The sequence below is a fragment of the Mycobacterium sp. 1423905.2 genome, from assembly GCF_001673155.1.
Lineage (GTDB): Bacteria > Actinomycetota > Actinomycetes > Mycobacteriales > Mycobacteriaceae > Mycobacterium.
This window is the reverse complement of the sequence record NZ_LZLE01000031.1, coordinates 1-4,917: the sequence shown is the minus strand read 5'-3', so window position 1 is coordinate 4,917 and position 4,917 is coordinate 1. Positions and strand designations below refer to the sequence as shown.

Below are 4,917 nucleotides of genomic sequence, written 5' to 3'. Positions count from 1 at the left end.
GGCTCAAGGCAACCTGAACAGTATGCCTCAGATCAGCGCTTGAGCCAAATCCCAGCTCATGGCTGCAGTACGCTCCGTTGCGGAGTTCGTGCACCCCAAGGAGCACCCCGAGGAGCACCCGAGGAGGTCGTCATGCCGGTTATCGGGTCGACTCCGGGAGAGGGCGACGCGGCCCAACCCATGATCGACTGGATCAACGCCGCGCCGCCAGCCGATCTCGCGGTCGAACTAATGGCAGCATTCGGTCCGGATGCGCCCCGGCGCGTTCCCTGGCTCGGGGTCGCCGACCTCAGCGACTGGATGTTTCGCCGCTATCCCAAGCAGACCGGCTTTGTGGTGCAGGCTCGACCGGTGCGGGAATCGATTTATGAAGCCGTGCAATTGCTCGAGCACTCGGAGTTCGTGTATGTCCGGTGGACTTCGGACAACGAGTGCAGTTGGAGCGCGACCCGATTCGGTCTGGCGAAGCTTGCCGAAGGGAAGGCCGCGGTTCGGCAGCGGATCAAAGACCGGACCGGCTTCTAGGCGGTCGCGTGGCCGGCAGGTCAGGATTCGCGGCTGTGTATATAGAGGAAACCGTCGACCGCGGCGCGGGCGCATTCGCGGTAGTCGAAATCGGGCAGCGTGCTCAACCGGCCGAGGACCAGCGGGCCGATCAACAGGGCGATCGCCCGGGATCGGTCGACGGCACCCAATTCCGCAGCCTGCGGGCTGTCGAACAGAGCGTCGAACGGCGCCGCATACTGCTGAGCGATGCGTTCCCGCAGGGTATTGATCGCTTCCCCGCCGGCATGCCGCGGTTCGGGCATCTGCTGGAGGTCGGGTCCCAGCGCCAGCCAGGACATCGCGGTCAGGACGACGGGCGCTTCGGCGACGACGTCGGCTTGAGCCAAGACCATCGCCAGCAATCGATCACGCAGCGAACCCTCCGCGGGGGGCATCGGCGCCGGCGGGATGAGGCTGTTGAACGTCGCCGCCAGCAGGTCGTTCACGCTGGGGAAATGACGGTACAACGTCGCCCGGGCCACGTTGGCGGCACGGGTCACCGCATCGATCGTGACCGCGCTGGGCCCACCGGCAAGCAGCAATTCGGCGGCGGCATGCAACAGACGAGCCCGTGACCGCGCGGGACGAGGATCGACAATCCCGTCGGAAATTGTGAGCCACCTCCCTGTTTGAACACCAGACTAACGGTCTATCTACGAGAACGTTAGTCTCGTAAACCAGATCGCCCCGGGGGAGGAGGCGCATCGCCATGGTCGAAACTCTGACCCGACCAGACCAGGGTACTGGCGCGGTGAGCATCGGCACTAGCGCGCGAGCACGGGTCTGGACGCTTACCGTCGCGTGCCTGGGCGTCGCGCTGGTCGTCGCGTCGATGACCGCACTGAACACCGCGCTTCCTGATCTCGCGGTGGCCACCGCCGCCACGCAGACACAGCTCACCTGGATCGTCGACGGCTATACCGTGGCCCTGGCCTGCCTCTTGCTGCCCGCCGGCGCGATCGGCGACCGGTACGGCCGCCGCGGTGCCTTGCTGACCGGCCTGCTCATCTTCGCGCTCGGCTCGGCGGCCCCCGCGCTGCTGCACAACCCGACCCAGATCATCGCGGGGCGGGCGGTGGCCGGCCTGGGCGCGGCGTTCGTGATGCCCGCGACGCTGTCCTTGCTGACCGTGGCGTATCCAAAAGATCAGCGCGTTAAGGCAGTTGGCATCTGGGCCGGTGTGGCGGGTTTCGGCGGGGTGCTGGGGATGCTGGGGTCCGGGCTGATGCTGCGTCTCGGGGACTGGCACGCGATTTTCTGGTGCCTGGCCGGCGCAGCGGTCGCAATTTTCGCCCTGGCGTGCACGGTCGCGCCGTCGCGCGACAGCGACGCCCCCCGCGTCGACTGGCTCGGCGCAGCACTGATCGGCGCGGCGCTGGCCATCGCGGTGTTCGCCATCTTGGAGGCGCCTCATCGTGGCTGGAGCAACCCGCTGGTCTGGGGCGGACTGGTCGTCGGGACCGTGATTGCCGTGGTGTTCGGCGTGGTGGAACTGCGCCTGGCATCCGGCCGCCGTCACCCATTGCTGGACGTACGACTGTTCGGCGACCCGAGCTTCGCCACCGGGGTGGCCACCATTGTCATCATGTTTGCCGGGACGTTCGGCTTCTTCTATCTCGGCATGCAGTACGTGCAGGAGATCATGGGCTATTCCCCGCTGATGACGGCGGTCGCCCTGGGTCCGTTCATGGTGCCCTTGGGCATCTTCTCGGCGTTGTCCTTCTGGTACCTGCCCAAACTGGGGCTGCGCACGGTGCTGTTCGTGGGCACGCTGCTGATGGCGGTCGGGTTCGCCTGCATGCAAGGTCTCGACGTGCACTCGTCGTACCTGCAGTTCGCCTGGCCGACGCTGATCCTCAGCACCGGTATCGGATTCTGCACGGCGCCAACGACTTCGGCGATCATGGGAGCGGTCGCCGACGAGAAGCAGGGAGTGGCTTCGGCGGTCAACGACACCGCGCGGGAAATGGGTGGTGCGTTGGGAATCGCGGTGGCCGGGTCGATCCTGGCCGGCCGGTACACCCAAGAGTTGACACCGAAGTTGGCGGAGTTTCCCGCACCGGTGCGGGGACCGGCGTCGGACTCGCTCGCCAAGGCGGAGGAGGTCGCCGACAAGCTCGGCCCGCTAGGCACTCAGCTCTCGGCATTTGCCAAGGCGGCGTTCATGACCGCGATGCACTCGTCGACCGTCGCGATGGCTGCGATCTCGGCCGTTGCTGCCGTGCTGATCGGGCTGTGGGCGCCCGGGCGGGACGGACGCCAACTCGGGCTGGTCCGGCGCCTTCGGGAGCGTCAACCGAAATCTGGTACGCGCGTTTCACCCGAAACGCCGCGGTGAGGGTGCCCGCGGACTTACGATTCCTTCTGGGGGACGGGGTTCGTTACAGGCGACGGATGCTATCCGGCCTGAGTGGGGGGACGAGTTGTCGTATGTCATCGCATCGCCGGAGTACGTTGCCGCGGCGGCAGCCGATCTAGGCCGGATCGCCACGGCAATCGGAGACGCCAACACGGCGGCTGTGGTTCCGACGTCGACCGTGCTGTCCGCCGGCATCGACGAGGTGTCGATTCAGCTCGCGGCGTTGTTCGACGCGCACGCGCAGGCCTATCAGGCGCTCAGCGCCCAGGCGGCGGCCTTCCACGATCAGTTCGTGCAGTTGATGAGTATGGGCGCCGACCAGTACGCGCTGACCGAGGTCGCGAACAACTCGACGCTGCAGACCGCTGAGCAAGGTTTGGCGGTGGCCTCCTCGTCAGCTCAAGCCCTTTCCGCCCCGCCGCCGGCCGCCGGTGTGCCCAGTACGCCCCTTGCCGCCGTGCACCCGAGCGTCGCGGCCGCCACCGTGGCACCGGTGCGATCGGCCCAGGCCGTGGCGGCACCGGCATCGGTGGCTGTTGCGCCGATGGCGATGGGTCCGGCCCTCGCGGCGACTTTCGCGGTGCCCGCCGCTCCGGCCGCCACGGCTGCAACCGCGGCGCCTCCGGCGATCGAACCGTTGCCCGCGGCCACGGGGCCGGGGGTCGCTTCACCAAACGCGCTGTCGGCGTTACCGGCGAACCTTGCCACGCGTGCGGTGCCAGCGGCGCAGCAGGAACCGTCCGTTCGCTTCGACGCCGTCACGGCGCGCACGGCGACCGCCGAATGAACTAGCTAGGCGACGAATTCCGCAGCGCGATGGGCCAACATCACGATCGTGGCGTGCGGGCCCCGGCTCGGGACCGCGGGCAGTATGGACCCGTCGATCACCCACAGGTTCTCCAGGCCGCGGACCCGACAGCGATTATCGACGACCGCGGCCGGGTCCGATTCGGTTCCCATCGGGGCGCTGCCGCACAGGTGCTGCGACGTCGACCACGCCGGTTCGCCTGAATCCGTTGCCTCACCGGCGATCTCGCGGGCCAGTTGCACACCTCGCTGCAGGGCCACGAGGTCTTCGGGCGCGCTGTCGTAGCGGTGCTCGATGCGTGGCGGGACATCGGGATCCGGGGAGGTTATCGTCAGCCGCCCGCGCGCTCGCGGCCGCATCAAGGCCACCCCGATGTGCGGCCAATCCGGATGTCCCGCAGCGCCGTCGCCCGTCATCGCCACGAAACCGCCGGTGTAGGGCCTGATTTCAATCCCGTCGGTGGTGGTCAGCACCACCTCGAGCACCGGTCGCCCGGTGGCCACCGTCCACGTCGTCGGCAACACCCATTCGGGGTGGTCACTGCAGCTCAGACCTACCGGAAGTGCCACTGCCACAGGCAGATCCGCGGCGGCCAGCATCGCCGGCTCACCGATTCCGGACAGCATCAGCAGGTGTGCGGATTCGATTGCGCCGGCGCACAACACGATCCGATCGGCGGTGCGCAGGTCCGGTCCCGCGGGACCGGTCGTATCGACACCGGTTACGGTGTTCCCCGACAGGCGCAATCGCACCGCCCGGGTCCGCTGCAGAATAGTCAAGTTGGGCCGCTGCAGCGCGGGCAACAGGAATCCGGCGCCCGATCCCGTGCGCACGCCGTCGACGATGTTGAGCGGGACGGCGCCCACGCCGGAGACGGGGTCCGTGCCCACGTCGTTGAGATCGGCAATCCAGGACAGTCCGGCGCCCTGCGCGGCGGCGACGAATCGTTCGGTGGTACCCGCCAGTTCCCTGGTGCGACTGACTTGGATCGGCCCGGCATCGCCGTGACTGGGGCCGTCGAAATCGAGGTCGGTCTCGATGGCACGGAAGTGGTCCAACACGTCCGTCCACGCCCAGCCCGGTATCGACGGACGGTCGAAGTCTTGCGGCAAGGCGCGGCAGAAATAGCCGCCGTTGACCGCGCCGGACCCACCGAGTGTGGCGCCTCGCACGATCGACATATGCCGAACCGGCCGCTCGGTCA

At 67.8% G+C, this 4,917-nt stretch carries 5 protein-coding genes; 3 read left to right on the top strand and 2 right to left on the bottom strand.

The annotated features are described in order from the left end of the window. Positions 1-132: 132 nt before the first annotated feature. Positions 133-525, top strand: coding sequence for a hypothetical protein (locus tag A9W95_RS02325; protein WP_156745963.1), 393 nt, complete (start codon positions 133-135; stop codon positions 523-525). A gap of 20 nt (positions 526-545) precedes the next feature. Here the strand turns inward: A9W95_RS02325 and A9W95_RS02320 are convergent, their stop codons facing one another. Further along, a complete protein-coding gene (locus tag A9W95_RS02320; RefSeq protein WP_253851535.1) occupies positions 546-1,106 on the bottom strand; it encodes a TetR/AcrR family transcriptional regulator in 561 nt (186 codons plus the stop codon). 191 nt (positions 1,107-1,297) lie between these two features. Between A9W95_RS02320 and A9W95_RS02315 the strand changes: the two genes are divergently transcribed. Further along, positions 1,298-2,884 (top strand): MFS transporter, encoded by a 1,587-nt coding sequence (locus tag A9W95_RS02315; protein ID WP_371328015.1) that lies wholly within the window; start codon positions 1,298-1,300, stop codon positions 2,882-2,884. A gap of 85 nt (positions 2,885-2,969) precedes the next feature. Continuing rightward, on the top strand, positions 2,970-3,692 hold the full coding sequence (locus tag A9W95_RS02310) for a PE family protein (RefSeq protein ID WP_067409033.1): 723 nt from the start codon (positions 2,970-2,972) through the stop codon (positions 3,690-3,692). Positions 3,693-3,697: 5 nt separating this feature from the next. On the opposite strand, the gene mftG is transcribed toward A9W95_RS02310, so the two are convergent. Then, the coding region (gene mftG / locus A9W95_RS02305; protein ID WP_067409032.1) for a mycofactocin system GMC family oxidoreductase MftG at positions 3,698-4,917 on the bottom strand (1,220 nt) is incomplete at its 5' end.

Coding starts and splice junctions, on each gene's coding strand:
- A9W95_RS02325 (WP_156745963.1), top strand. CDS start 133: ATGCCGGTTATCGGGTCGACTCCGGGAGAGGGCGACGCGGCCCAACCC.